Genomic DNA, 25073 nt, shown 5'->3' on the forward strand with positions numbered 1-25073 from the left:
ACCCGGGGCGCGCCGGGGGGGGCGGACGCGGGTGCACGGCCGCGGGCGCCCGGGCGGACACAGGTGTACCGGCCGCGGGCGCCCGCTGCGGCTCAGTCCCGGCCGCCGGCCAGCTTCCAGGCGGCGGGCAGCGCGGTCATCGCGAGCGCGGCCTTGATGGCGTCGCCGAGCAGGTAGGGGCGCAGGCCCAGGGCGACCGCGCGGCTCGCGGACAGGTGGGCGGAGTGGGCCAGGTAAGGGACGCCGATCGCGTAGATCACGGCGGAGCCGAGCACCATCACCCCGGCCATCCGCAGCACCGTGCGGTCACCGCCGCGGCGGGCCAGGGCGCCGACGACCGCGGAGGCGGCGAGCATGCCGAGGATGTAGCCGAAGCTGGGCATGGACCAGCCGGAGGAGCCGCCGGCGAACCACGGCAGACCGGCGACGCCGGCGACGGCGTACAGCAGGAGCGAGGCGAAGCCGCGGCGGGCGCCGAGCGCGGTGCCGACCAGCAGCGCGGCGAAGGTCTGCCCGGTGACCGGGACCGGCGAGCCGGGCACCGGCACCGAGAGCTGGGCGGCCAGGCCGGTCAGGCCGGCGCCGCCGGCGATCAGGGCGGCGTCGCGCAGCCGGGCGCGGGCGGCGGAGGAGGCGGGCAGCAGGTCGGCCAGGACGGTGCCGGCCGACGCGGCCGGGGCGGCGGTGCTCATCGGGACTCCCCGGAGGTGGGTGAGGGAAAGCGGACCTCGTGACGCTACCCCGGCCCCACGGGGCCGATCATCGTGTGGCACCTACAAAGCCGCCGACCTTCACTTGGAGCCTTCCGTGCCCGGTCAAGGCAGTGCCCGGATGCCGCCGGTGAGGGTGTTTCAGCAGGTGACGTGAGCCATGTCACGTTTGCCGCCGCGAGCGGGGCGGGCGCGGACGGCCGCGCCCCGCCCCGCGCGGGTTGCCGGGAACTGTGGGGAACCACCAATTCAGGCCGGCTGGATCAGGTCCCACCGGTTGCCGTAGAGGTCCTGGAAGACCACCACCACGCCGTACGGCTCGGTGCGCGGCTCTTCCTCGAAGACCACGCCCTCGGCGACCATCCGCTTGTAGTCCCGGTCGAAGTCGTCGGTGTTCAGGAAGAAGCCGACCCGGCCGCCGGTCTGGTCGCCGACCCGTGCCTGCTGCCCGGGGTCGGAGGCCTCGGCGAGCAGCACACCGGTCTCCCGGGCGCCGGGCGGCGTCATCACCACCCATCGGCCGCCGTCGACCCGCGGGGTGTCCTCGCGCAGCTCGAAGCCGAGCGCGCGCCGGTAGTAATCAATGGCTTCGTCGTAGTCGCGCACCACGACGGTGACCAGTCCGAGGTGTGGCATGAGGGGACCGCAATCTCACGGGAACACGGGAGCGGGGGGGACAGTGGGGGGATCGCGACGCGGAGCGCGTCACTCGAAGCTGGGGCCGGCCGTCCGGGTCCGCTTGATCTCGTAGAAGCCCGGGGTGGACGCGACCAGCAGGGTGCCGTCCCACAGCCGGGCGGCCTGCTCGCCGCGCGGGGTGGGGGTGACCACCGGGCCGAAGAAGGCGACCTCGTCGCCGTCGGCGCCGGGCACCGCGATGACCGGGGTGCCAACGTCCTGGCCGACCTTGTCGATGCCCACCTTGTGGGAGGCGCGCAGCTCGGTGTCGTACGTGTCGGTGTCGGCGTAGTCCGCGAGGGAGGTGGGCAGGCCGACCTCCTCCAGGGCCGCCACGATCGTCTCGCGGGTGCGGGGCTGCTTCTGGTTGTGGAAGCGGGTGCCGAGCGCGGTGTAGAGCGGGGCGAGGACCGCGTCGCCGTGCTGCTGCTGGGCGGCGATCACGACCCGGACCGGGCCCCAGGCGTCGCGCAGGAAGTCCGCGTACTCCTTGGGCAGGGTGTCCAGCTTGTTCTCGTTGAGCACCGCCAGGCTCATCACGTGCCAGCGCACCCGGACCGGGCGGACCTTCTCCACTTCCAGCATCCAGCGGGAGGTCATCCACGCCCAGGGGCACAGCGGGTCGAACCAGAAGTCGGCCGTCGTCGTGGCGGTGTCCTGCAGCTCGGTTTCGGGGGCGGTGGCGGTCACTGGTACTCCTCAGACGGTTCCGGCCGGGTGCGCCACGCCGGACACGCATTGGGCACACCTCTTGCACAACGCACAACGCGGCATGTGCGTGACCGCATTCCCCGGGTGAAAGGATGGCCTGTCGGGCAGGAGACCCCTGCCCCTCGTGTACACAGTCACATACCACCGGTATGTGACAACACCGCGTACCACCTGAGTGAACCACCCGAAGGAGTGTGCCCGTGCCCGGCGAGAACCTGAGCCGTGAGGAGGCCCGAGCCCGGGCCGCGATCCTGTCCGTCGAGCGGTACGACGTGGCGCTGGACGTGCGGTCGGCCACCGGGCCCGCGCCGGGCGGCGCCGAGCGCACGTTCCGCTCGACCACGGTGATCGACTTCCGGTGCGCGCAGCCGGGCGCCTCCTCCTTCGCCGACCTGATCGCCCGGTCGGTGACCTCGGTCCGGCTCAACGGCCGCGACCTGGATCCCGCGGCGGTCTTCGACGGCGCCCGGATCGCGCTGGAGGGCCTCGCCGAGCACAACACCCTCGAGGTCGACGCGCAGTGCCTCTACTCGCACACCGGCGAGGGCCTGCACCGCTTCGAGGACCCCGAGGACGGCGAGGTGTACCTGTACACCCAGTACGAGCCGGCCGACTCCCGCCGGGTCTTCGCCAACTTCGAGCAGCCCGACCTCAAGGCCCCCTTCACCTTCCGGGTCACCGCGCCCGAGGGCTGGGAGGTGCTGTCCAACAGCGCGGCGCAGGGCGAGCCGGCACCGGCGCCGGACGGCGGCGTCACGGTGGACTTCCTGCCGACCCGGCCGATCTCCACCTACATCACGGTGGTGGTGGCCGGCCCCTACCACGTGGCGCGGGACCACTACACGCGCGCCCTGACCGGCGGCGAGGCGCTGGAGATCCCGCTGCGGGTGCTGTGCCGCCGCTCGCTGGCCCGGCACCTGGACGCCGAGGAGATCTTCGAGGTCACCAAGCAGGGGCTGGACTTCTTCCACGACTCCTTCGACTACCCGTACCCCTTCGGCAAGTACGACCAGGCGTTCGTGCCCGAGTACAACCTCGGGGCGATGGAGAACCCGGGCCTGGTGACCTTCCGCGAGGAGTTCGTCTACCGCGGCAAGGTGACGCGGGCGTCGTACGAGCACCGGGCCAATGTGGTGCTGCACGAGATGACCCATATGTGGTTCGGCGACCTGGTGACCATGCGGTGGTGGGACGACCTGTGGCTGAAGGAGTCCTTCGCCGACTTCATGGCGTCCTTCTCGCAGGTCGAGGCGACGCGGTACGGGGAGGGGTGGATCACCTTCGCCAACCGCCGCAAGACCTGGGCGTACCGGGCCGACCAGTTGCCGTCCACGCACCCGGTGGTGGCCGACATCCCCGACCTGGAGGCCGCCAAGCTCAACTTCGACGGCATCACCTACTCCAAGGGCGCCGCGGTGCTCAAGCAGTTGGTGGCGTACGTGGGGCGGGAGGCGTTCCTGGAGGCCGCGCGGCGGTACTTCAAGCGGCACGCCTACGGCAACACCGCGCTGGTGGACCTGCTGTCGGTGCTCGGCGAGACCTCGGGCCGGGACATGGCCCAGTGGTCGGCGGCCTGGCTGGAGACGGCCGGGGTGAACTCGCTGACGCCGGAGGTGGTGTGCGACGAGCAGGGGCGGATCAGCTCGCTCACGGTGCTGCAGACCGGCGAGGGCGAGCAGCCGCGGCTGCGCCCGCACCGGGTGGCGGTCGGCCTGTACAAGCTGGGCGCGGGCGGCGCGCTGGAGCGCTACGCCCGGGTCGAGATCGACGTGGCCGGGCCGGCCACCGCGGTACCGGCCCTGGTGGGACGGCCGCGGCCGGACCTGGTGCTGGTCAACGACGACGACCTGACGTACTGCAAGATGCGCTTCGACGACGCCTCGCTGACGACGCTGAGCGGGCACCTGGGCGACATCACCGACCCGCTGGCCCGGGCGCTGGCCTGGTCGGCGGTGTGGAACCTGACCCGGGACGCGCTGCTGCCGGCCCGGGCCTACCTGGACCTGGTGCTGCGGTTCGCCGGGCGGGAGAGCGACATCGGAGTGCTCCAGTCGCTGCACCAGCAGGCGCGCGCGGCCCTGACCCAGTTCGTGGCGCCGCAGGCGCGGGAGGCCGCCGGGCAGGAGGTGGCCCAGGGCGCCCTGCGCGAACTGCGGCTGGCCGAGCCGGCCGGCGGCCACCAGCTCGCCTGGGCGCGGTTCTTCGCGGAGGTCGCGGCGTCGGCGTCCGACCTGCAACTGCTGCGCGGGCTGCTGGACGGCTCGGCCAAGATCGACGGGCTGGAGGTGGACCAGGAGCTGCGCTGGACGTTCCTGGCCGCGCTGACCGCGCAGGGCGCCGCCGGGGCGGCGGAGATCGCGGCCGAGCGGTCCCGGGACGACACCGCCTCCGGCCACCGGCACGCGGTCCGATGTCTGGCCTCCCGTCCCTCCGCCGAGGTCAAGGCGACGGCCTGGGCCGAGGTGGTCGAGTCCGACACGCTGTCCAACGCCCTGGTCGAGGCCACCATCGCCGGCTTCGCCCAGCCCGGGCAGCGCGAGCTGACGGCCCCCTACGCCGACCCGTACTTCGCCGTCGTCGAGCGGATCTGGGCCACGCGTTCGATCGAGATCGCGATGGCCGTCGTCCGCGGTCTCTTCCCCTCCCTCCAGGACCGCCCCGAGACCCTGACCGCCACCGACGCCTGGCTGGCGGCCCACGAGGACGCGGCCCCCGCCCTGCGCCGCCTGGTCCTGGAGTCCCGCGACGACCTGGCCCGCGCCCTGCGCGCCCAGTCCTGCGACGCGAGCCTGTGACCCGCGCCTTTGAGGGGAGGGCCGGCCGCTGCGCCGGCGCCTCCCCTCTCGGCATCCGAACATGTGGACTTTAGCCCGGAGTTGTCCGGTTTTGCCGACAGGTGTGTAACAGGGGTTCGGGGCCGCCGGGGGCGCGGGAATCCACTGCGCATGAACGTGAACCAGCCTTCTCCCCGAGCGGCCGGGCACCACGGCGGGGCCGCCGACACCGTGGTGACGGAACGCAGGCTCAAGCACCGCGGCCTGAGCGACCAGCAGATCGCGGACCGGTGCGGGCCCGGCGGCCCCTGGCAGCAGGTGCTGCCGCAGGTGTATCTGCTGCATCCGGGCCCGCCCAGCAGTCAGGAACGGGTGCGTGCCGCGCTGCTGTACGCCGGGCGCGACCCGCGTGCGCCGCGCGCGATGGTGACCGGGCCGGCGGCGCTGGCCCTGTACGGATTCGCCTGCGTGCCCGCGCTGGCCGGGCTGCCGCGCATCGACGTGCTGATCGGCCGGCACCGGCGGCTGCGGGACGCCGGGGACGTGGCGCTGCACCGGGCCGACGAACTGCCGCAGCCGCGGGACGTGGCCGGGGTGCCGTGCGCGCCGCCGGCCCGGGCGCTGGCCGACGCGGTGGCCGCGCTGGACGACGTCGACACGGTACGGGTGCTGTTCGCCGAGGCGGTGCGGCGCGGCCACTGCGAGGCGCAGGCGGTGATCGCCGAACTGACCCGGGGCGGGCTGCTGGAGGCTCCGCACGTGTGCGGGGCGACCGATGTGCTGCGCGCCGAGGGCCGGGCGCTGGCCGAGGAGCGGCTGTACGCGATGGTGCGCCGGCACCGGCTGCCCGATCCGGTGTGGAACGTGCGGCTGACCCTGCCGGGCGGGCCGCCGCTGGGCGGGGTGGACGCGTACTGGCCCGAGCACGCGGTGGCGCTGGTGATCGAGGCGTGCTCCTGTCCGAAGGGCGGGACGGACTCGTGGTCGGCCCGGCACCGCGAGCGGCTGGAGGCGCTGGGCATCACGGTGCTGCCGGTGACGGCGGACGCGCTGCGGGACGCCGAGCAGCAGCAGGCGGGGGTGGTGCTCTCCGCCCTGATGGCCTCGGGAGAGGGGGCGCCGGCCGCGTACGTGGTGGTCACGCCCAGGTGACGGCGCGGACGAGGGTCGGGGGACGGACCGTACCGGAACGCGTCGACCGACGGCCCGCCGGCTGTTCCGCCCGACCCCCCGCACCCTGGTGAATTGCGCCGCATCACCCCTGTATGTCCCCGATGGCGTGTGGCGGAAATGCGTCAGCGAAAGGCCATGACGAGGTCAACACTCCCCAAAGAGCACCCCATTCCTTCAATGTGAGCGGTCGTACGGCTCCGCACAGCGAACACCTCGCCAACGCACAGCCAAGGATGCCCATGACCTTCGCTCACTTCTCCATACGCAGACGGGCGGTCCGCGTCGCGCTCGCGGCGGGCCTGGCGGCCGCGCTGGCCGGCGCCGGGCCCGCCGTCGCGTCCGCCGGTGCCGGGACCGGTCCGTCAACGCCCGCGCCGGCCGCGCCCGGCGGGGCCGCCTCGGCCGGCAAGGACGCCCCGGACAAGCTCGGCGCCGCGGACGCCGCCGCCCTGGCCAAGGCCGAGGCGGACAAGGCCCGCAACGTCACCTTCATGGTGGCGGCCACCCCGGGCGACACCGCCCGGGTCGCCGCGAGCCTGCGGGCGCAGGGCGCCAGCGTCGGCCTGACCTACGACCAGGTCGGCTACGTGCGGGCCACCGTGCCGACCGCGAAGGCCGCCGCCGCGATCACCGCGGCCGGCAAGCTGCCGCAGGTGCTGGCGATCGACCTCAAGCAGGAGATCGCGCTCGACGACCCGACCCCGGCCGCCGACACCACCCCGGCCGCCGCGCGCCACTCCAGGCCCGCGGCCACGTATCCGGGCCCGGACCGGAACACTCCGGCGAAGAACCCCTACCAGCCGGCCTTCGAGACCGGCGCGGTGGACTTCGTCAAGGACCACCCCACGGCCGACGGCCGCGGCATCACCATCGGCATCCTGGACGCCGGCGTCGACGTCGGCCACCCGGCGCTGCAGAGGACCAGCACCGGCGAGCGCAAGATCGTCGACTGGGTGACCGCCACCGACCCGATCCTGGACGGCGACGCCACCTGGCGCGCGATGGTCACCGACGTGACCGGGCCCTCCTTCACCAGCGCCGGCCGCACCTGGACCGCGCCGGCCGGCACGTACAAGTTCGCCCGCTTCGCGGAGTCCGCCACCATCGGCGGCGACATGAACGGCGACCTCAACCGCGACGGCGACACCACCGACGTGTGGGGCCTGCTCTACGACCCGGCCGCGGGCACGGTCCGGGTCGACCTGAACAACAACGGCGACTTCACCGACGACACGCCGATGAAGCCGTACAAGGACGGCTTCCAGATCGGGCACTTCGGCACCGACGACCCGGCGACGGCCATCTCGGAGTCGATCCCGTTCACCATCGAGATCCGCAAGAACGTGCCCATGGACCCCTACGGCGGGTCCTGGGTCGGCAAGACGGCCGACTTCGTCAACATCGGTGTGGTGGAGTCCGAGCACGGCACCCACGTGGCCGGCATCACCAGCGCCTACGGCCTGTTCGGCGGGAAGATGAACGGCGCCGCGCCCGGCGCGAAGATCGTCTCCTCGCGGGCCTGCACCTGGACCGGCGGCTGCACCAACATCGCGCTCACCGAGGGCATGACGGACCTGGTGGTCAACCACCACGTGGACGTCGTCAACATGTCCATCGGCGGCCTCGGCGCCCTCAACGACGGTGCCAGCGCCCGTGACCTGCTCTACAAGCAGCTCATCGACACCTACGGGGTGCAGTTGGTCATCTCGGCCGGCAACGACGGGCCGGGCCTGAACACCATCGGCGACCCGGGCCTGGCCGACCACGTGCTGAGCGTGGGCGCGGCCATCTCCAAGGAGACCTGGGCGGCCAACTACGGCTCGCAGGTCACCGTGCCGTACTCGATGCTGCCCTTTTCCTCCCGCGGCCCGCGCGAGGACGGCGGCCTGGCCCCGGTGATCAGCGCGCCGGGCGCGTCCATCAACGCGATCCCGACCTGGGAGCCTGGCTCCCCGGTGAAGGAGGCCGGCTACAGCCTGCCGCCGGGCTACGCGATGCTCCAGGGCACCTCGATGGCCTCCCCGCAGGCCACCGGTGCCACCGCGCTGCTGCTGTCGGCGGCCAAGGAGCACCACCTGACCGTCACACCGGCGCAGCTGCGCCCCGCGCTGACCAGCACCGCCCGTGAGATCCCGGGCTTCCAGACGGTCGACCAGGGCGCCGGCCTGGTGGCCGTGGGCCGGGCCTGGGACCTGCTGAAGCGGGGCGTGTCCGCGGACACGTACACCGTCAAGGCCCCGGTGAACACGGTGCTGTCCTCCTTCCTGCAGACCCCCGGCTACGGCACCGGCGTGTACGACCGCGAGGGCGGCCTGACCGCCGGCGGCTCGCGCACGTACACCGTCACCGTCACCCGTACCGGTGGCCCGGCCGCGGCCCAGTGGCAGACGCTGAGCTGGGCGCACAACGACGGGACGTTCCGGGTCGAGGGCGGCCCGCTGGTGCGGCTGCCGCTGAACCAGCCGGTGAACCTGCGGATCACCGCGCGCCCGCGCTCGGCCGGCGTGCACAGCGCGCTGCTGAACCTGGACGACCCGCTGACCCGCGGCACCGACACCCGGATCCCGGCCGCGGTCGTGGTCTCCGCTCCGGCGGCGGGCCCGTCGTACACCCTGACCCGCTCCGGTTCGATCGAGCGCGACAGCACCACCTCGTACTTCGTCACGGTGCCGGCCGGCGCGACCTCGCTGGAGATCGCGATGGACGGGCTGAAGCCGGGCAGCCAGACCCGGTTCATCACCATGCACCCCTACGGTGTGCCGCTCGACCCGCACCAGACGACCGACTGCTACCCGAACTACGACAACCCGGCGAACGTCTGCCGGCCGGATGTGCGCTCCTACACCGCGCCCATGCCGGGCGTGTGGGAGATCGAGGTGGAGGCGCGGCGCACTTCGCCGCTGCTGGACAACCCGTACCGGCTGACCGTCTCCGTGCTCGGGGCGGCCTTCGACCCGGCGGTGCGGACCGTGGACGAGGCGAAGGTCGGCACCCCGGCGCCGGTCTCCTGGACCGTCACCAACGGCTTCGCCCCGATCCAGGGCACGCTCGAGGGCGGCCCGCTGGGCTCGGCGGCCACCGCCACGCCCACCATCGCGCAGGGCGACACGCAGACCACCACCTTGACCCTCGGCTCGGGGGTGTCGCGCCTGGACGTCGCGATCGGCTCGCCGTCGGACGCCTCGGCGGACCTGGACCTGTACGTCTACCGGGACGGCACGCTCGTCGGCCAGTCCGCGGACGGCGACGCCGAGGAGTCGGTGAGCCTGACCGACCCGGCGCCGGGCACCTACACCTTCGAGGTGGACGGCTACTCGGTGCCGGCCGGCACGACGACGTACTCCTACAAGGACGTCTACTACGCCGACTCCCTCGGCCAGGTCTCGGTGGACGGCTCGGCGCCCGTCGTCCTGGCGCACGGCGCCTCGGCGCAGGTGACCGCCTCGGTGCTGGCCTCCTCGGCCGCGCCCGAGGGCCGGCAGCTCTTCGGCGAGGTCCAGCTCCTCGACGCGCGCGGCTCGGTCGCCGGCACCGGCAGTGTGATCATCACCAAGACGGTGCCGTAGTGCCGTAGGGGTTTGCGGCAGGCGTGCGCTGAGCACTGTCCGCGGGGCGGTCGCCGATTCGGCGGCCGCCCCGCCGTCCGTTGCACGGGCAGCTGTCGTACGTGCGCCCTGCGGTCTTCACGGTTGCGGCCGTTCGCGCGTCCGTACGGCCGGGGGCAGGACATGAGGCCCGACCCGGCGGGGTAGGGCACAACAGGCCCGGGTCCGGCCGCCGGAGGGACCCGAGCGGGTGCCCGGGAGCCCGGGAGACGAACGAACGGAGCGGGGATGGACCGTCTGCGGCTCGCCGGACTGCACGGCGTCGACGTGACGTACGAGCCGGCGCCCGGGAAGAGCGTGCGGGTGCCGGAGGACACCGTGGTGGCGGTGCTGGCCGCGCTCGGTGTGGACGCGAGCACCCCCGAGGCGGTGGCCCGGGCCGCCGAGAAGTACGAGCGGGCCCGGGCGGACCGGGTGCTGCCGCCGCTCACGGTGGTACGGGCGGGCCGCGGCACCGTGCGCGACGCGCTGGCCGGCCGGGTGCCGGAGCCGGCCGGCCTGGAGGTACGGACCACCGCCGGCGACCTCGTGACGGGCACCCCGGACGAGCCCGGTTCGTACGTCCTGCTCGCCACCGCGCCCGACGGCCGTACCGTGCGGGGCGAGCTGGTGGTCGCCCCCGAGCGGCTGCCCGGCCCGGCGGGGCGCACCTTCGGCTTCATGGCCCAGCTCTACTCGGTGCTGTCCGGGCGTTCCTGGGGCATGGGCGACCTGGGCGATCTCGCCGACCTGGCGGCCTGGTCGGGCCGGGCGCTGGGGGCCGGCTTCGTCCAGATCAACCCGCTGCACGCGGCCGTGCCCGGCCCGCCCACCGACCCCTCCCCGTACCGCCCCTCCTCCCGCCGCTTCCCCGACCCGGTGTACCTGCGGATCGAGGAGGTCCCGGAGTACGCCTACCTGTCGCCGCGGGCCCGCGAGCGCGCCTCGCTGCTGTCCGCCGAGGCCGACGAGCTGCGGCGGTCCGTGCTGACCGGGAACGCGCTGATCGACCGGGACGCGGTGTGGGCGCTGAAGTCGCAGGCGCTGGACCTGCTGCGGGATGTCCCGCTGAGCCCGGGCCGGCGCGCCGCGTACGCCGATTTCCTGGCCGAGCAGGGCCAGGCGCTGGACGACCACGCCACCTGGTCGGCGCTGGCCGAGGTGCACGGGCCCGACTGGCACACCTGGCCGGCCGCGCTGCGCGACCCGCGCTCCCCGCAGGTGGCCCGGGCCCGCGCCCAGCGGCTGGACCGGGTGGACCACCACTGCTGGCTCACCTGGCTGACCGACGCGCAGCTCGGCGCGGCCCAGCGGGCGGCCCGGGACGCCGGGATGGGCATCGGCGTCGTGCACGACCTGGCGGTGGGCGTGCACCCGGCCGGCTCCGACGCCTGGGCGATGCAGGACGTGCTGGCCGCCGGCATGTCGGTGGGGGCGCCGCCGGACGCGTTCAACTCGCGCGGCCAGGACTGGGGGCTGCCACCCTGGCGCCCGGACGCGCTCGCCGAGGCCGGGCACGCCCCTTACCGCGACCTGATCGCCCGCATGCTGCGGCACGCCGGCGGCCTGCGGATGGACCACGTGATGGGCCTGTTCCGGCTGTGGTGGGTGCCGGCCGGCCGCCCGCCGACCGAGGGCGCCTACGTGCGCTACGACGCGCACACGATGCTCGGCCTGCTGGCGCTGGAGGCGCACCGGGCCGGGGCCGTGGTCATAGGCGAGGACCTGGGCACGGTCGGCCCGGGGGTGCGCGAGGAACTGGCCGACCGGGGTGTGCTGGGCACCTCGGTGCTGTGGTTCGAGCGGCGCTACGAGGGCCCGGCCGCCGACCGGCGCCCGCTGCCGCCCTCCGCGTGGCGGGCGTCGTGCCTGGCCACCGCCACCACGCACGACCTGCCGAGCACCGCCGCCCGGCTCACCGGCGAGCACGTGGAGCTGCGGGACCGGCTCGGTCTGCTCGGCCGGCCGCTCGCCGAGGAGCAGGCCGAGCAGGCGGCGGAGGTCGCCGAGTGGCTGGCGCTGCTCAGCCGGCTGGGGCTGCTGCCGGAGGGCGCGGCCGACGAGGAGGCGGTGATCAAGGCGGTGCACCGGTTCCTGGCCCGCACCCCGGCCCGGATGATCGGGGTGTGGCTGCCCGACGGGGTGGGCGACCGCCGTCCACAGAATCTGCCCGGGACCTGGGACGAGTACCCGAACTGGCGTCTTCCGGTGGCCGGGCCGGACGGCACGCCGATGTCCCTGGAGGAGCTGACGGCCTCGCCCCGGCTGCACGCGCTCGCGGATGAGGTGCGGCGGGCGCTGGCGGAGGTGCATTCGGAAGCGGCCACTTCGGAGGCGGCCGCGTGGGAAGGGTGCGGGTCGCAGGGCTGCCGGTCCGACGAGGGCGGGGCGGACGGGGGCGGCCCTGAAGGGGCGCGCTGAGCGGGCCGCGCGCCGTAAGGGACCCCCGGGCGCGCGCCCCGCCGGGGTGGTCACTACATTGAGCGTGTGGACAAGAAGCTCACCAAGAAGCTCGTGCGGGCCGGGGTCGTGACCTCCGGGACCACGCTCATGCTGCTGATGTCGTCCCCGGCGTTCGCGCTGACCCGGGACAACGGCGACGACCCGGGTTCCGGCCTGAGCGTGGCCCAGACGCTCGGCCTGTTCGTGGCCACGCCGCTCGTGCTCTTCGCGATCATCGCGGGCCTGGTCATCGTGACCGACAAGTCCCGCGGCAAGCAGCAGGACAACTGACGCACGCCCGAGCCCGTGTCGCCGCGGACGACACGGGCGGACCAGGCGTACGCACCGACGACGCCGTCGATACGGGCGTACGTTCTCGTACGGGCTACACGTGCGGGCGGGACCCGGGCTCCTGGACCGGGACGCTCTGCGCGGCGCCGGGCAGCTTGGGCTTGGGCAGGGTGGCGACTTCCTGCTCGGCCTCGGCGAGCTGAGCCGCGGTGTCGGTGGGGAGTTGCGGGGCCGGCCGGGCGTCGGTGAAGCGGAACACCGAGGTCATGTCGCCGAAGGTGGAGCGCCGCCAGGCGGAGATGTTGGTCTCCTTCACGCCGGTGACCTGCTCCAGGAACCGCAGCGGGGACGTGTGGTCGAAGGCCTCGCCGGCCACGTAGCCGCCGACCGTCCAGGGCGAGACGATGATCGCGGGCACCCGGAAACCGGCCCCGATGGGCAGCCCCTGGACGAACTCGCCGGCCGTGCCGGTGGGCGCGGTGGGCGGCGGGACGTGGTCGAACAGGCCGTCGTTCTCGTCGTAATTGAGGATGAACGCGGTCTTGGCCCACACCGCCGGGTTCGACGCGATGGCCTCCAGCTTCTGGGCCACGAAGTCGGCGCCGGCGGCCGGCAGGTAGTCGGGGTGCTCCGACTGGGTGCTGGTGGGGATGATCCAGGAGACGGTCGGCAGCCGGTCGTTGCGGGCGTCGTCCTCGAAGGTGCCCTCGGGCTGCGGGCGCACGCCGTTCTCGTACAGAGCCGAGCCGGACTTGGCGTTCTTGAAGTTGGCGAACTGCTCCAGCATGTTGCAGCCGTAGTCGTCGGTCTGCTGGTAGACCTTCCAGCTCACGCCGGCCGCCTGGAGCCGCTCGGCGTAGGTGGTCCAGGTGTACGGCTTGGGCGCGCTGTTGCTGGTCACCGGGCCGCCCTTGGTACCGCCCGGGTCGATGGTGCCGGTCATCCAGTACAGCCGGTTGGGCCAGGTCGGGCCCATCACCGAGCAGAAGTAGTTGTCGCAGACGGTGAACGTCTCGGCGAGGGCGAACTGGAACGGGATGTCGTCGCGGGTGTAATAGCCCATCACATACGGCCCGTTGGCTCCGTCGGCCGACCGGTGCGCGGGCAGCCACTTGTCCATCCTGCCGTTGTTCCACGCCTGGTGCTGGACCGACCAGGCGTGGCTGGTGGAGGGGATGGCCTGGGCGCTGGTCGTCCTGGTGTCCAGATGGAAGGGCAGCAGGTAGCCGTCGGGGTTGACCGAGTCGGGCTGGTAGAACACCGAGCGGCCGGTCGAAAGGGTCAGCGGGTTCGGGTCGCCGAAGCCGCGGACCCCGGAGAGCGTGCCGAAGTAGTGGTCGAAGGAGCGGTTCTCCTGCATCAGCAGGACGACGTGCTCGATGTCGGCGAGCGAGCTGTTCTGCGGCGGTCCCGCCGCGACCGCCCGCCGCACGCTGGGCGGCAGCAGCGCGAGCGCCGCCGAACCGCCGATCGCCCCCGCCGCCGAACCGAGGAGCCGGCGTCGAGTCAACTCGGCCATGTAGTCCTCCCTTGAGGTCCCTTGAGCTGCCGGTGCGAGTCCTGACGTGGACTCTTCAAAACTCTCGCGACAGCAAGGCGTGATGCGATGGAGGCGAACGGTGAACATGTGACCAACGGGACGCAGCCGCTTGGCCTCAGCTTCCCCTGGTTTGCCCGGAATTCGCCATGCCCTGTCTCGGATGTCACACGACCGTGTGCACGGCGGGTTGCCGGGATTGACGGGGGCCCTTCTCGCCCAACGGGGGCGGTGATGCGGGGGGCTTGAACGGGCTTGACGGGCCCTCGGCAGGCGGGAGGTCGGTCGTCCGTCGCCGTCGCTGTCGCTGTCGCCGTTCCCGGTCCGGGCACGCCGAAGGGGTGAGGGTCCGTGCGACCCTCACCCCTTCGAAGGACCTGCTGCTACCCGCTCAGCGAGCGGCCGCCGCGTCCACCTTCTGGGCCCGCAGCGCCCGCTCGACCCCCGCCCGGCTCTCCACCACGAGCCGCCGCAGCGCCGGCACCGGCTCCGCCCGGTCCAGCCAGGCGTCGGTGGCGTCGAGGGTGGCCTGGGAGACCTGGAGGGCGGGGTAGAGGCCGACCACGATCTGCTGGGCCATCTCGTGGCTGCGGGTCTCCCAGACCCGCTTCACCTCGGCGAAGTACCGCTGCGTGTACGGCGCCAGCAGCTCCCGCTGGTCGGACTGGACGAACCCGCCGATCACCGCTTCCTGCACGGCGTTCGGCAGCTTGTCGTCGTCCACCACGGACGCCCACACGTCCGCCTTGTTCTCGGCGGTGGGCCGGGCGGCCCGCGCGGCGGCCGCGTGCTGCTCGCCCGCGGAGGTGGGGTCGCGGGTGAGCTCGGCGGCGATCTCGTCCTCGCCGGCCCGCCCGGTGGCGGCCAGCCGGGTGAGCAGCGACCAGCGCAGGTCCGTGTCCACGGCGAGCCCCTCGTAGGAGACCGTGCCGTCGAGCAGGCCGGCCAGGATGTCGAGCTGCTCGGAGGTGCGGGCGGTGGTGGCGAACGCCCTGCCCCAGGCGAGCTGGTGGTCACTGCCGGGCGTGGCGGCCAGGAAGTGCTCCAGGGTCGCCTCGGTCCAGCGGGTGAGGCCGCTCTCGCGCCAGGCGGGGTCGGTGTAGAGGTCCAGGGCGAGCTTGACCTGGCGGTGCAGGGACTGGACGACGCCGATGTCCGTCTCCTTGGCGACGCCGTGCAGCACCAGCTCCAGGTAGTCCCGGGCGGCCAGTTCGCCGTCCCGGGTCATGTCCCAGGCCGCGGCCCACACCAGTGCGCGGGGCAGCGACTCGGTGAAGTCGCCGAGGTGGTCGCGGACGACCGCGAGCGACTGCTCGTCGAGCCGGACCTTCGCGTAGGACAGGTCGTCGTCGTTGAGCAGGATCACGTCGGGGCGGCGGGCGCCGGCCAGCTGCGGCACCTCGGTGACCTCGCCGTCGACGTCGAGCTCGATCCGGTTGGTGCGCACCAGCTTGCCCTCGCGCAGGTCGTAGGCGCCGATGGCGATCCGGTGCGGGCGCAGCACCGCCTCGCCCTTGGCACCGGCCGGCAGGTCCGGGGCCTCCTGGCGGACGGAGAAGGAGGTGATGACGCCGTCCGCGCCGACGGCGATCTCGGGCCGCAGCACATTGATGCCGGCGGTCTCCAGCCACGCCTTGGACCAGGTCTTCAGGTCGCGGCCGGACTTCTCCTCCAGGGCGCCGAGCAGGTCGGACAGCCGGGTGTTGCCCCAGGCGTGGGCCTTGAAGTAGGCCTGCACGCCGGCGAAGAACTGGTCCATCCCCACGTACGCCACGAGCTGCTTGAGCACCGAGGCGCCCTTGGCGTAGGTGATGCCGTCGAAGTTGACCAGGACGTCGTCCAGGTCCTTGATCTCGGCCATGATCGGGTGGGTGGAAGGGAGCTGGTCCTGCCGGTAGGCCCAGGTCTTCATGGAGTTGGCGAAGGTGGTCCAGGCGTGCGGCCAGGCCGAGCCAGGGGCATGGGCCTGGCAGGCGATGGAGGTGTAGGTGGCGAACGACTCGTTCAGCCACAGGTCGTTCCACCACTCCATGGTGACGAGGTCGCCGAACCACATGTGGGCGAGCTCGTGCAGGATGGTCTCGGCCCGCACCTCGTACGCGGCGTTGGTCACCTTGGAGCGGAAGACGTACTGGTCGCGGATGGTGACCGCGCCCGCGTTCTCCATCGCCCCGGCGTTGAACTCCGGGACGAAGAGCTGGTCGTACTTGGCGAAGGGGTAGGGGAAGTCGAACTTCTCCTCGAACCAGTCGAAGCCCTGCCGGGTGACGGCGAAGATCGCCTCGGCGTCCAGGTACTCGGCCAGCGACGGCCGGCAGTAGATGCCCAGCGGCACGCTGCGGCCGCTGCCGTCCTCCCAGCTGCTGTGCACGGAGGTGTAGGGACCGGCGATCAGGGCGGTGATGTAGGTGGAGATGCGCGGGGTCGGCGCGAACTTCCAGACGCCGTCCTCGGTGGGCTCGGGGGTCGGCGAGTTGGAGATCACCGTCCAGCCGGCCGGGGCCGTCACGGTGAAGGTGAAGGCCGCCTTGAGGTCAGGCTGTTCGAAGCTGGCGAAGACGCGGCGGGCGTCGGGCACCTCGAACTGGGTGTACAGGTAGGTCTGCTTGTCGACCGGGTCGACGAAGCGGTGCAGGCCCTCGCCCGTATTGGTGTACGCGCAGTCGGCGACCACGAGCAGCTCGTTGGCCCCCGCCGCCAGCCCGGGCAGGGCGATCCGCGAGTCGGCGAACACCTCGGCGGGGTCCAGCGCCGTCCCGTTCAGCACCACCTCGTGCACGGTGGGCGCCACCAGGTCGATGAACGTCGCGGCGCCCTCCTGGGCCGCGTCGAACCGCACCGTGGTCCGCGAGCTGAAGGTCCCGCCGTCCTGGGCGCCGCTCAGATCCAGCTCGACCGCGTACGAGTCGACGGTGAGCAGGCGTGCGCGCTCCTGCGCCTCCTCGCGCGTCAGGTTCGTTCCAGCCACGGTGGCCACTCCTTACGTCCTTGTCCGGAAAGCCCATCCTCGCATGTCGCCCCCTCCCTCGCCGGACACCCTGTGGACAACTCGGGATCAACGGCGAAGTCCTGTTCCGGCCCCCGGGCGACCGCCGCCGCGGGTCCGGGGCGCGACCGGCCGCGCCGATAGGTTGAGGGCCGGCCGAGGAGTCCGGGGGAAAGGGGAGCCGAATGGATGCGGAGATCGCGGCGCTGCTGGCGTGTCTGGACGGGCAGCGGCGGCATGTGACGGAAATTCTGGCGGGGCTGGAGGAGGAGGCGCTGCGGCGGGCCGTGCTGCCGTCGGGGTGGTCGTGCCTGGGGATGGTGCGGCATCTGACGCTGGATGTGGAGCGGTTCTGGTTCCGGGCGGTGGCCGCCGGCGAGGCGACCGTCATCGAGGGGCTGACCAGTGGGGACGAAGCCTGGCGGGTCGGGCCGCAGGAGCCGGCCGAGACGGTTCTGGCGGCCTACCGGGAAGAGGCCGCGCTGTGCGACGCGGTGGTCGCGGGCCGCCGTGCGCAGGACGCCCCCGCCTGGTGGCCGCCGGACCTGTTCGCGGACAGCCGGCTCGGCACGCTGCGGGAGATCCTGCTGCACGTGATCGCGGAGACCGCCACGCACGCCGGCCACCTGGACGCGGCCCGCGAACTCATCGACGGACGGCAGTGGCTGGTGCTGACGGACTGACGGTCCGCGTCCTGCGGAGCCGGCCCGAGAACCACCCGCACCTGCGGGTTTCACGTCCGGGTGGGCCGCGGGACCGCCCCGGTTCGTCCCGGCCGCCCAGCCTGCGGAAAACCGGCGCGGAAGAGGACGTTGACACACGGGTGGCGGGAGTGATGTTCTCGCGGTCCGGCGACGAAATACCGCGGGTACGCCGGACGCCCGGCGGAAAGGGCGCCCCACCGGGGTGCCGCGGAAGCTCACCGGGCCCCCGTGTCGTCGGCAGCGCGGCCGGCATGCCGGAGGGCGCGCGCCGGAGCACCGTCGCGCCGGAACTCCGGACAATCCAACAGTCGGACAGTCGGAAACGTGCCGCAGGGAGGTCGCGTGCTGCGGAGGAGTTCGGCGGTGGCCGTGGTGGCCACCGTGGTCGGCGGATGGCTCGGGCAGGCCCCCGCGCTGGCGGACCAGCCCTCCGGTCAGGCGGCCGGCGGCACGACCGCGACCGGCACCGAACACGGGCCGGCCGTCCCCTCCGTGTGGCCGAGGCCGCAGACCATCAAGCCGCAGGGGACCTTCGCGCCGGTCACCGCCACCGTGACGCTGGTCGCCGACGGCGGCGCCGACCCGTACGCGCTGGACGAGATCGACGACGTGCTGCGCACGGCCGGCGCGCAGGACGTCGTCCGCTCCGACCGCCCCGGCCCGGGGCTGACGGTCTACGCCGGCGCGCCCGCGGCCGCGCCCCTGGCACAATTGCACGCCCCCGCGCAGGGCGACCTGCCCGACGGCGGCTACCGGCTCGCGGTAGGCGGCGGCACGGTCGCCATGGACGGCCGCGGCGACGACGGCCTGTACCACGCCGCCCAGACACTGCGTCAGCTCGTGATCCGCCAGGGCGGCGCCGCCGGCTTCGCGGGGGTGACCGTACGGGACTGGCCCGCCGCCCCCGTGCGCGGCGTCACCGAGGGCTTCTACGGGGAGCCGTGGACGCAGGCCCAGCGCCTGGCCCAGCTCGACTTCATGGCCCGGACCAAGCAGAACCGCTACCTGTACGCGCCGGGCGACGACCCGTACCGCCAGACGCAGTGGCGCGTGCCGTACCCGGCCGCCCAGCGCGCCGGCTTCCGGGCGCTGGCCGAGCGGGCCGCCCGCGACCACGTCACCCTGGCCTGGGCGGTGGCGCCGGGTCAGTCGATGTGCTTCGGCTCGCCCGGCGACCTGCGCGCCCTGGAGCGCAAGATGGACGCGATGTGGGCGCTGGGGGTGCGCGCGTTCCAGCTCCAGTTCCAGGACGTGAGCTACAGCGAGTGGCACTGCGGCGCCGACACGGCCCGGTTCGGCACCGGCCCGGACGCGGCGGCCCGCGCCCAGGCGAGCGTCGCCAACGCGGTCGCCGCCCACCTCCAGCAGCGCTACGGCGCCGCCGACCTGTCGCTGCTGCCGACCGAGTACTACCAGGACGGCCCGACCCCGTACCGGACCGCGCTCGCCGCGGCGCTGGACCCCGGGGTGGAGGTGGCCTGGACGGGTGTGGGCGTGCTGCCGCAGACCATCACCGGCGCCCAGGTGGCCGGTGCCAGGGCGGCGCTGCGGCACCCGTTGCTGACGGTGGACGACTACCCGGTCAACGACTTCGCCCCGGGCCGGCTGTTCCTCGGGCCCTACACCGGCCGCGAGCCGGCGCTGGCCACGGTGTCGGCCGGGGTGCTGGCCTCCGCGATGCAGCAGCCGGCCGCCTCCCGGATCCCGCTGTTCACCGCCGCCGACTACGCCTGGAACCCGGGCGGGTACGACCCGGCCGCCTCCTGGCAGGCCGCCGTGGACGACCTGGCCGGCCCCGACCCGCGTACCAGGGCGGCGCTGCGCGCGCTGGCCGGCAACGAGTCCTCCTCCGCGCTCGGCGGCGAGGAGTCGGCGTATCTGCGGCCGCTGGTCACCGCGTTCCAGGACGCCATGGACGCGCGCGACCCGCAGCGCACCCAGGCGGCGGCGACACAATTGCGCTCGGCCTTCACGGTGCTTCAGGGCGCCAAGACGAACCTGCGCGCACTGGCCGACGGCACCTTCGGCGACGAGGTGGGGCCGTGGCTGGACCGGATGTCGCTGTACGGGGCGGCCGGCGGGCACGCGGTGGACATGCTGCTGGCCCAGGCGCGGAACGACGGCGCCGCCGCCTGGCGGGCCCGGCAGGCCCTGGACCGGGACCGTGCCGCCCTGGCGCAGGGCACGGTCAAGGTCGGCGGCCAGGTGCTCGACGACTTCCTGTCCCGCGCGGTGGACGACGGCGACGCCTGGGCCGGGGTGGGCACCGACGGGCGGACCGCGACGACCTCGATGGCCTCCGGGCACGGCACCGACCCTTCCGCCATGGTGGACGGCAAGGACGGCACGGCCTGGGCCAGCGACGCCCCGCCGCAGCCGGACGACACCATCGGGGTGGACCTGGGAACGGCCAGGCCGGTCTCGGCCGTGCGCGTCGCCATGGGCGACGGCAGCGGCTCCGACGACTTCCTGCACGACGCCGTCCTCGAGGTCGCCGACGACGACGGCTCGGGCTGGCGGCGCATCGCCGAATACCACGACCAGCCGGTGATCGAGGCGACCCTGCCGCCGGGCACCCGGGCCCGCCGGATCCGGCTGCGGGCGACCGACACCCAGTCGGCGTCGGTGATGGTGCGCGAGTTCTCGGTGACCGTGCCGGGCCAGAGCGCGCCGAAGGCGACCGGCCCGGCGAACGCCGCCGCGGTGGTCGACGGCGACCTGACCACCTCTTCGGGCCCGGGCCCGGTGACCGTCGGCTTCGGCGGCGCGCGGCTGCTGGACACCGTCACCATTGCGGCGGCCGGCGGCCCCCCGCCCACCGCGCCGCCCGCGTACGTCTTCCCGCCCGGCCCGCCGAACGCGCCCGCGCCGCCCGTCCCGGTCGGAGCCGTGCCCCGGCCGCCGCGCCCGGTGCCGCAGCCGGTCGCGGTGGAGGTCCGCACCGGCGGCGTCTGGCGGCGCATCGGGGCCCTGGACCCGAGCGGCTGGACCGAGGTGCACGCCGGAGTGCTGGCCGACGCCGTACGGCTGTCCGACGCGGCCGGAGTGCACGAGATCGTGCCGTGGTTCGCGGACGCGCCCAGGGTCACCCTGGACCAGGCGGCCGTGCTGGACGCGGAGGCCGGCTCGACGGCGACGCTGACCGCCCGGGTGGCCTCGGGACTGCCGCGCGCCGCACAGGCGGCGGTCGCGGTGGGCGGCGCGCCCCACGGCGTCACGGTGACCGCCCCGGCGCAGTTGACGCTGCCCCGCGGGGCGACGGCAGCCGTCCCGCTGACGGTACGGGTCGCGGCGGACACCGCCCCCGGCACGTACACCGTCCCGGTCCGCGTCACCGTGGCCGGGCGCACGGTGGAGCGGCGCCTGACGCTGCGCACCCACCCGCACACCGGCGGCCCGGACCTGGTGCCGGGTTCGGTGGCCACCTCCTCCGGCGACGAGACGGCGGACTTCCCGGCGGCCGCGGTGGCCGACGGCGATCCGGCGACCCGCTGGTCCTCACCGGTGCGGGACGACGCCTGGGTGCAGGTCGAGCTGCCGGCCCCGGCCCGGGTCGGCAAGGTGGTGCTGCGCTGGCAGGACGCCTATGCGGCGCGTTACGAGATCCAGGTCTCGACGGACGGGACCACCTGGCACACCGCGGCGACGGTGGCGGACGGCGCCGGCGGCACCGAGACCGTATGGCTGGACGGGCCGGACGCGGCGGCCGGGACCCGCTTCCTGCGGGTGCAGGGAGTGCGGCGGGCCACCAAGTACGGCTACTCGCTGTACAGCGTCCAGGCATACGCGGTCACGGGATGACCCGGTCCGCCGCGGGCGGGCGGCGGGCGGGCACCCCGTGACACACGAAGGCCCGGGTCTCAGGCTGATATGCCGTCGATCCGGGCCAGGGCGTCGTCCGCGCCGAAAGGCTGCAGGTATGGCAGCCAGCGCGGGTCCCTATGGCCGGTCCCGATGATCCGCCAGGCCAGACCGGTGGGAGGGGCGGGTTGATGGCGCAGCCGCCAGCCGAGTTCGGCCACATGGCGGTCGGCCTTGACGTGATTGCACCGTCTGCAGGCGGCCACCACGTTGTCCCAGGCGTGCTGCCCGCCGCGGCTGCGCGGAATGACGTGGTCGACGCTGGTTGCGGCGGCTCCGCAGTACGCGCATTTGCCGCCGTCCCGGGCGAACAGGGCCCGCCGGGTCAACGGCACGGTGCCGCGAAAGGGCACGCGCACGAACTTGGTGAGTTTGACGACACTGGGCGCCGGCAGCGCCTCTGTCTCGCTGTGCAGGTAGGCGCCGGATTCCTCCAGGCACACGGCCTTGTTGTTGAGCACGAGGACGAGCGCGCGGCGGAGCGGTACGACACCGAGCGGTTCGTACGACGCGTTCAGGACCAGGACATGCGGCACGGATGCCTCCTCTAACGCCGGCGGCGCGTGGCTCGCGCCGGGACGATCTGTCTCAGTCTCTCCGGAAGGCGGGGCACCGCGCCACCATGCCCGGGTAACGGACCGAGGGTGTTTTGGACCACACTTCTGCTCGGACTTGGCCTCACAGTCCTGTTCATCCCCCGCCGCCGGCCCTTCCGCCCCTCGAGGACGGCAACGAGACGGCATCGGTCGCCGGATAGATTGGAAGCCGATCCATCCGACGGAGGTTCCACCCGTGCCCACCGCGACGTCCCTGGCCGCCGCGCCTGCCACCGCTCCCCGCTCCCCTGTCCTCGCCCTGCCGCACACCGCGGCTCAGGCCAGCACCTGGGTGGACGACAACTGGGCCGGATGGCTGTCGGGCGGCCTGCGCATCGTGCTGATCCTGCTGATCGCCCTGGTGCTGCGAAACGTGGTGCGGCGCACCATCACCCGGCTGATCGACCGGATGAACCGGGGCGCGGCGGCCGCCGCCAACACCACGCTGGGCGGCCTGCTGGTCAACGCCGAGCGGCGCAAGCAGCGCAGCGCGGCGATCGGGTCGGTGCTGCGCAGTGTGGCGTCGTTCCTGATCCTCGGCACGGCCGCGCTGACCGTGCTGTCGGTGCTGCAGATCAACCTGGCGCCGCTGCTGGCCAGCGCCGGCGTCGCGGGCGTGGCGATCGGTTTCGGCGCGCGCAACCTGGTGACGGATTTCCTGTCCGGCGTCTTCATGATCCTGGAGGACCAGTACGGCGTCGGCGACGTGATCGACGCGGGCGTCGCCAGCGGCACGGTCATAGAGGTCGGGCTGCGCGTGACCAAGCTGCGCGGCGACAACGGCGAGATCTGGTACGTGCGCAACGGTGAGGTCAAGCGGATCGGCAACCTCAGCCAGGGCTGGGCGACAGCGGTGGTGGACGTGCAGGTGGGCACCGACGAGGACCTGGACCGGGCCCGCCGGGTGATCGCGGCCACCGCCGAGGAACTGGCCAAGGACGACCCCTGGGACGAGAAGCTCTGGGAGCCGGTGCAGGTGCTGGGCCTGACGTCGGTGAGCGCGGAGTCCGTGGTGATCCAGGTGCAGGCCAAGACCATGCCCGGCGAGTCCGCGGGAGTCGCCCGGGAACTGCGCTGGCGGATCAAGCGGGCCTTCGACGAGGCGGGCATCGTGATCACCAGCGGGGTGCCGGTGGCGACGGCCGCCGAGCCGACGGCCCCGATGCCGTTGTCGGTGGAGACCGCCGCCCCCGCGCCGGCCGATGAGCCGGTCCCGGTCACCCCGCCGCGCCCGCCGGTGCCCCCGCCCGCCACAGGGGAGTGAGGACCGCGGCCGGCCCGTCGCGGGCCCGTACGGCCTCTCCGGCGCCGTAGCCCCCCTCCTCGCGCCGTACGGCCTCTTTCCCGCGCGCACGGCCCCTGGCACGCTGGTGGTGCCGGGGGCTGTTCCGTGTCCGGCACACGCCCCGGGTACATGCCCGGGGGTTCATAACGAGTTGGGCGAACCACCGCCGATCCCCCTTGACGCTCCGATCGGCGCGGGCCTACCTTTCGTTTCGCCAATAGGAAACTTTCCTAACAGTGAACTGAGGGAGGATGGCGCGCATGGCTGGCACCCCTGGAACGCCGCGCGTACTGCGCGCCATGAACGACCGCGCCGCGCTGGACCTGCTGCTGGAACACGGCACCTTGTCGCGGACCCGGATCGGCAAGCTGACCGGGCTGTCCAAGCCCACCGCCTCGCAGTTGCTGGCCCGTCTGGAGGCAGCCGGCCTGGTGCAGGTCACCGGCACCACCGCGGGCCGCCCTGGCCCCAACGCGCAGCTCTACTCGGTGAACCCGAACGCCGCCCATGTCGCCGGCCTGGACGTCAACACCGAGCGGATCCGGGCGGCGGTCGCCGACATCACCGGCCGCACCGTCGGCTCGTACCGGCTGCCGACCCCGCACCGCCGGGCCGGCAGCGCGGTGGAGCAAGTGGTGCAGGCGCTGGACGGCGCGGTGAAGGCGGCCGGGCTCGGCCGCTCGGACCTGCACCGGGTGGTGATCGGCACGCCCGGCGCCTTCGACCCCAGCACCGGACGGCTGCGCTACGCCAGTCACCTGCCGGGCTGGCACTCGCCGGCGCTGCTGGACGAGCTGGCCGCGGCACTGCCCCTGCCGCTGGAGTACGACAACGACGTCAACCTCGCCGCGGTCGCCGAACAGCGCATCGGCGCCGCCCGCGGCCACGAGGACTTCGTGCTGCTGTGGAACGAGGAGGGCATCGGCGCCGCCATCGTGATCGGCGGCCGGCTGCACCGCGGCTGGACCGGAGGCGCCGGCGAGGTCGGCTTCCTGCCGGTGCCGGGCACTCCGCTGGTCCGCAACGTCACCAAGGCCAACAACGGCGGTTTCCAGGAGCTGGCCGGCTGCAACGCGGTGCTGCGGATCGCCCGGGAGCTGCACATCGAGCAGCCGCCGGGCACCCTGCCGGACGCGGCGGCCGCACTGCTGGCCGACGCCGGCGAGCGGTACGAGGCCGGCGAGGAGAGCGGGGCGCACGCCGAGCTGCTGGCCCGCTGCGCCACCGGTCACGCGGTGGGCCTGGCCTCCATGGTGGCGGTGCTCGACCCGGAGCTGATCGTGCTGTCCGGCGACGTCATCACCGCCGGCGGCGAGCCGCTGCGCGCCATGATCCAGGCCGAGCTGGCCGAACTCGCGGTGCCCAGGCCCCGCCTGGTGCTCGGCACCGTGCAGACCCACCCCGTGCTCAACGGGGCACTGGAGAGCGCCCTGGCCACGACCCGCGACGAGGTGTTCGACACCTCGCGCTGACCCCACCGAACCCACCCGGCCGCACCGAACCCGCGTCAGGCCGCTCCCCGAGCGGAACGGCACCGGCCCGCCTCGACCGCCACCCGGCAGGAGGCCCACCGCCGTTCCGACGGCACCCCCTACCCACGTCCGCCCCCCGTCCCCCCACCACACCCGTACCCGCACCCTCCGCACGCCGGCCGCACCCGCGCCGTACGCCCGCGCGCTCCCCGAGCATCCCCGCGCTCCCGGAGTGCCTCAGCACCCCCGCACCCTCGCCCCTCCGGAGG

At 73.7% G+C, this 25073-nt stretch carries 15 protein-coding genes; 9 read left to right on the plus strand and 6 right to left on the minus strand.

The window, feature by feature from the left end:
- Positions 1-92: 92 nt before the first annotated feature.
- The 3 genes from ITX44_RS28130 to ITX44_RS28140 form a co-directional block, all read right to left on the minus strand.
- Positions 93-692, minus strand: a complete 600-nt coding sequence (locus ITX44_RS28130) for a biotin transporter BioY (protein WP_205360257.1) — start codon at positions 690-692, stop codon at positions 93-95.
- 267 nt (positions 693-959) lie between these two features.
- Positions 960-1346, minus strand: a complete 387-nt coding sequence (locus tag ITX44_RS28135) for a VOC family protein (RefSeq protein WP_205360258.1) — start codon at positions 1344-1346, stop codon at positions 960-962.
- 69 nt (positions 1347-1415) lie between these two features.
- Positions 1416-2051 carry a mycothiol-dependent nitroreductase Rv2466c family protein gene (locus ITX44_RS28140; RefSeq protein ID WP_205360390.1) on the minus strand — a complete coding sequence of 212 codons (636 nt, stop codon included), beginning with the start codon at positions 2049-2051 and terminating at the stop codon, positions 1416-1418.
- 248 nt (positions 2052-2299) lie between these two features.
- On the opposite strand from ITX44_RS28140, the gene pepN (ITX44_RS28145) reads away from it, so the two are divergent.
- The 5 genes from pepN (ITX44_RS28145) to ITX44_RS28165 all read left to right on the plus strand — a co-directional run bounded on the left by pepN (ITX44_RS28145) (position 2300) and on the right by ITX44_RS28165 (position 12363).
- A complete protein-coding gene (gene pepN / locus ITX44_RS28145; RefSeq protein ID WP_205360260.1) occupies positions 2300-4894 on the plus strand; it encodes an aminopeptidase N in 2595 nt (864 codons plus the stop codon).
- A gap of 150 nt (positions 4895-5044) precedes the next feature.
- Entirely contained in the window at positions 5045-6025 is a 981-nt protein-coding gene (locus ITX44_RS28150; RefSeq protein ID WP_236061824.1) for a hypothetical protein, read from the plus strand.
- A 260-nt stretch (positions 6026-6285) separates the two neighbouring features.
- Entirely contained in the window at positions 6286-9612 is a 3327-nt protein-coding gene (locus tag ITX44_RS28155; protein ID WP_236061827.1) for a S8 family serine peptidase, read from the plus strand.
- A gap of 267 nt (positions 9613-9879) precedes the next feature.
- Complete coding sequence (malQ, locus tag ITX44_RS28160; RefSeq protein WP_205360266.1) at positions 9880-12051, plus strand: 4-alpha-glucanotransferase; 2172 nt, start codon at positions 9880-9882, stop codon at positions 12049-12051.
- Positions 12052-12117: 66 nt separating this feature from the next.
- The gene (locus tag ITX44_RS28165) at positions 12118-12363 is read left to right on the plus strand and encodes a hypothetical protein (protein ID WP_205360269.1); all 246 of its coding nucleotides are present in this window, start codon (positions 12118-12120) and stop codon (positions 12361-12363) included.
- A gap of 94 nt (positions 12364-12457) precedes the next feature.
- On the opposite strand, the gene ITX44_RS28170 is transcribed toward ITX44_RS28165, so the two are convergent.
- Positions 12458-13882, minus strand: a complete 1425-nt coding sequence (locus tag ITX44_RS28170; RefSeq protein WP_205360271.1) for an alkaline phosphatase family protein — start codon at positions 13880-13882, stop codon at positions 12458-12460.
- A 409-nt stretch (positions 13883-14291) separates the two neighbouring features.
- On the minus strand, positions 14292-16868 hold the full coding sequence (gene pepN, locus ITX44_RS28175; RefSeq protein ID WP_205360273.1) for an aminopeptidase N: 2577 nt from the start codon (positions 16866-16868) through the stop codon (positions 14292-14294).
- A gap of 203 nt (positions 16869-17071) precedes the next feature.
- Here pepN (ITX44_RS28175) and ITX44_RS28180 point away from each other — a divergent pair, with 203 nt between their 5' ends.
- On the plus strand, positions 17072-17569 hold the full coding sequence (locus ITX44_RS28180; protein WP_205360275.1) for a DinB family protein: 498 nt from the start codon (positions 17072-17074) through the stop codon (positions 17567-17569).
- 363 nt (positions 17570-17932) lie between these two features.
- Positions 17933-21391 (plus strand): beta-N-acetylglucosaminidase domain-containing protein, encoded by a 3459-nt coding sequence (locus ITX44_RS28185; protein WP_307795520.1) that lies wholly within the window; start codon positions 17933-17935, stop codon positions 21389-21391.
- A gap of 59 nt (positions 21392-21450) precedes the next feature.
- On the opposite strand, the gene ITX44_RS28190 is transcribed toward ITX44_RS28185, so the two are convergent.
- Positions 21451-21987, minus strand: a complete 537-nt coding sequence (locus tag ITX44_RS28190) for an HNH endonuclease (protein ID WP_205360278.1) — start codon at positions 21985-21987, stop codon at positions 21451-21453.
- Between the two features lie 256 nt (positions 21988-22243).
- Between ITX44_RS28190 and ITX44_RS28195 the strand changes: the two genes are divergently transcribed.
- Both ITX44_RS28195 and ITX44_RS28200 read left to right on the plus strand, forming a co-directional pair.
- Positions 22244-23311 carry a mechanosensitive ion channel family protein gene (locus ITX44_RS28195; protein WP_372441011.1) on the plus strand — a complete coding sequence of 356 codons (1068 nt, stop codon included), beginning with the start codon at positions 22244-22246 and terminating at the stop codon, positions 23309-23311.
- Between the two features lie 272 nt (positions 23312-23583).
- Positions 23584-24804, plus strand: coding sequence for an ROK family transcriptional regulator (locus ITX44_RS28200; RefSeq protein WP_205360279.1), 1221 nt, complete (start codon positions 23584-23586; stop codon positions 24802-24804).
- The last annotated feature ends 269 nt before the right edge of the window (positions 24805-25073 follow it).

Source organism: Actinacidiphila acididurans, from assembly GCF_016918855.1.
Classification (GTDB): domain Bacteria; phylum Actinomycetota; class Actinomycetes; order Streptomycetales; family Streptomycetaceae; genus Actinacidiphila; species Actinacidiphila acididurans.